A 2,976-nucleotide genomic window follows, 5' to 3' on the forward strand; every position below is an offset into this window, starting at 1 on the left:
CGTGGCAGACCTCGTAGGCGATCCCGATCTTCTCCGGGCTTGTCTGGTGGGAGTACGCCTTGAACCGGGGATCTGTCGGGGAGCCGCGGTGGATGCCCGGCATCACGACGGCAGGGATGCCGCTTGCTGCGACCTCGTCGAAGACCCGCGTGCCCCCGCCGATGTGCTTGCCCGCGCCCTCCTGCGAGACGACGCCGCGGTTCTCGACCCTGCGGATGTCGGTGATGGTCGATATGCCGTCTCCCATCGAATAGCATACCGCAATGCCCTCGATCTCGTCGAGAGGACAGAGACGTTCGAGGTCACGAACCGAAAAGTCCCGCGCGGCCTCGCGCGAGACTTTGAAGTGGTCGACCTCGGATGCAAAGCGCATGGCCGTTGTGCCATGATCGATCCCGATGAACATGATATCTTCCGTACCTCTTGCACCTGCCTGCACAAGTACGTTTTCCGATTAATCGGGCATGAAACGAAGTTTCAAGCGGTTCTTTGAAAACCACCCGGGTGGTTTTCATGGTAATCCCGGAAAAAGAGGGGGTTCAGGCACCGCCCGACCCTAGCGCCGTTTTACGTACTCCACCATGCCGATGACGACGATGCCGGCGATGAGGAAGATGCCGCCGTCGACGAGGATGGTGCCGGACATAGCGGCCTTTTCGTAGAGCATCCTGGTCGAACCGAGCATCAGGCCGGTGAGGAAGGCGAGCATCGCGGTCTTGTGGTTCTTCAGGAGATATTTGAGGGCCTTCGTGAAGAGGAGGAGACCGGTGAGGCCGCCGACCATGAAGGTGACGATCTCGGGGAGGGCGAATGACTTGAGCGCCGCGAGCATGAACTCGTACTGGTTGAGGATGAGGGTCATGTAGGCGCCCGATATGCCGGGGAGGACCATGGCGCAGATCGCCACCATCCCGGTCAGAAAGATCACCGGCAGGGAGTGGCCGGCGTCGAGGTGGCCGAGGCCGGTCAGGAAAAACCCGGCGACGGTTCCGGCGAGAAGGAAGGCCAGGCCCGCAAGGCCGGGCGAGCGGATCTCCCGGAAGAGGACGACGGCGGAGGCGATGATCAGCCCGATGAAGAAGGAGTAGGTCTCGACCCCGTGGTATCCCAGGAGGTACAGGATGACGCCCGACATGGCCAGGAACGCCGTGGCGATCCCGGCAACGAGGACGATCAGGAAGGGGAAGTCGATTTTTTCGAGGTCGTTCCTGAACGCCCCGAAGTCGCCGTGCAGCACGTGCTTCAGCGACCCGGGATCGACGGCGCCGATCGCCCCGATCAGGCGCTCGTAGATGCCGGTGATGAGGGCGATGGTCCCTCCCGAGACGCCCGGGATGACGTCGCAGGCCCCCATCATCAGGCCACGGAGATATATCCCGGCGTGTTCTCGTAGTTCTCTGCGCATGGTCATGGTCCTGTGTGCATAGGGTGTGGAGGCGGGCCGTAATTAATGATTATGATAGAAGCATGGCAGGCATGCCGCGGCGGAAAGGGACGGCACTCGACGACCCGGACGAGTGAGGAGAGGGGATGGAATGGTCCTGCCGTCACCCATATTATCTCGCGGTGCCAATGAGATCGTATATGTTCTCGATCGTCACGGGCGGCGCCGGATTTATCGGCTCCCATCTGGTCGACACCCTTGTGGAGCAGGGGGATCGCGTGCTGGTTCTCGACAGCCTCCGCACCGGGGATCTCGCCAATATCAGGGGGCATCTCGATGCCGGGAGAATTGATTATCTTCAGGCCGACCTGCTCGAAGATGGCTGGCAGGAGAGGTTCGAAGGGGCAGAGAGGGTCTATCACCTCGCCGCCGACCCTGATGTTCGGGGGAGCGCCGCAACGCCGGCAGACGTCTATGAGAACAATGTCACCGCCACGGTCCGCGTCCTCGAAGCGATGCGGGTCCACGGTGTCGGCGAGATCGTCTTCACCTCCACCTCGACTGTCTACGGCGAGGCGTCGGTCATCCCGACGCCCGAGGACTACAGCCCGATGGAACCGATCTCGGTCTATGCCGCGAGCAAACTGGCCGCGGAAGCGATGATCTCGTCCTATGCCCACACCTACGGGATGAAGGCGCGGGTCTTCCGGTTCGCCAACATCATCGGCGAGCGGAGCAACCATGGCGTGATATGGGACTTCGCCCACAAACTGAAAGAGAACCCGGCCGAACTGGAGATCCTGGGGGACGGGAAGCAGATCAAGTCGTACCTCCTCGTCTCGGAGTGCGTGGCGGCCCTCCTCCACGCGGTCAGGGCGGCGGACGGGCCTTTTGCCTGTTTCAATATCGGGTCCGAGGACTGGATCGATGTCACGGCGATCGCCCGGATCGTCGCCGAGGAGATGGGTCTCCCAGACGTGCGTTTCCGGTACACCGGGGGCGACCGCGGCTGGGTGGGCGATGTCCCGAGGATGCAGCTTGCCGTCGAAAAGATCGGGGCGACGGGGTGGCACACGACCGTCGGGTCCGAGGAGTCGGTGCGGCAGGCGGCACGCGCCCTTGTCAGGGAAATCTGCTGAAAAACAGAGGAGAAAAAGACCAGTCATGAAATATATCGTCGTTCTAGGAGACGGCATGGCCGACGAGCCCATCGATGCGCTCGGCGGCATGACCCCCCTCGACTATGCCGACACCCCGAACATGGACCGCATCGCCCGCGAGGGCGCCTGCGGTCTTCTCCGGACGGTGAAGGACGAGTTCGAGCCGGGGAGCGACGTCGCAAACCTCTCGGTGCTCGGCTACGACCCGGCCACCTGCTATACCGGCAGGGGCCCTCTCGAAGCCGCGAGCATGGGGATCGATCTCGGGCCGGCAGACTATGCCTACCGCTTCAACCTGGTGACGGTGCGGGACGGCGTCATGGAGGACTTCAATGCCGGGCACATCACGAGCGAGGGAGGGGCCGACCTCATCGGGTCCCTTGCGGTGCCGGGCGCGGACTTCCACCCCGGGATCTCGTACAGGAACCTGAT

The 2,976-nt window shown here is 62.8% G+C and carries 2 protein-coding genes and 2 pseudogenes; 2 read left to right on the forward strand and 2 right to left on the reverse strand.

Annotation, left to right across the window (positions count from 1 at the left end; translation table 11 throughout):
• Positions 1-406: pseudogene (locus tag PHP59_RS12330) on the reverse strand (methanogenesis marker 12 protein); the annotation flags it as partial.
• Between the two features lie 150 nt (positions 407-556).
• Positions 557-1,411, reverse strand: a complete 855-nt coding sequence (locus PHP59_RS12335) for a DUF368 domain-containing protein (protein WP_300167410.1) — start codon at positions 1,409-1,411, stop codon at positions 557-559.
• A gap of 173 nt (positions 1,412-1,584) precedes the next feature.
• Between PHP59_RS12335 and PHP59_RS12340 the strand changes: the two genes are divergently transcribed.
• Positions 1,585-2,523, forward strand: coding sequence for an NAD-dependent epimerase/dehydratase family protein (locus PHP59_RS12340; protein WP_300167412.1), 939 nt, complete (start codon positions 1,585-1,587; stop codon positions 2,521-2,523).
• A gap of 25 nt (positions 2,524-2,548) precedes the next feature.
• A pseudogene (locus tag PHP59_RS12345) lies at positions 2,549-2,976 on the forward strand (phosphoglycerate mutase); the annotation flags it as partial.

The sequence above is a fragment of the Methanofollis sp. genome, assembly GCF_028702905.1.
In the GTDB taxonomy this organism is placed as follows: domain Archaea; phylum Halobacteriota; class Methanomicrobia; order Methanomicrobiales; family Methanofollaceae; genus Methanofollis.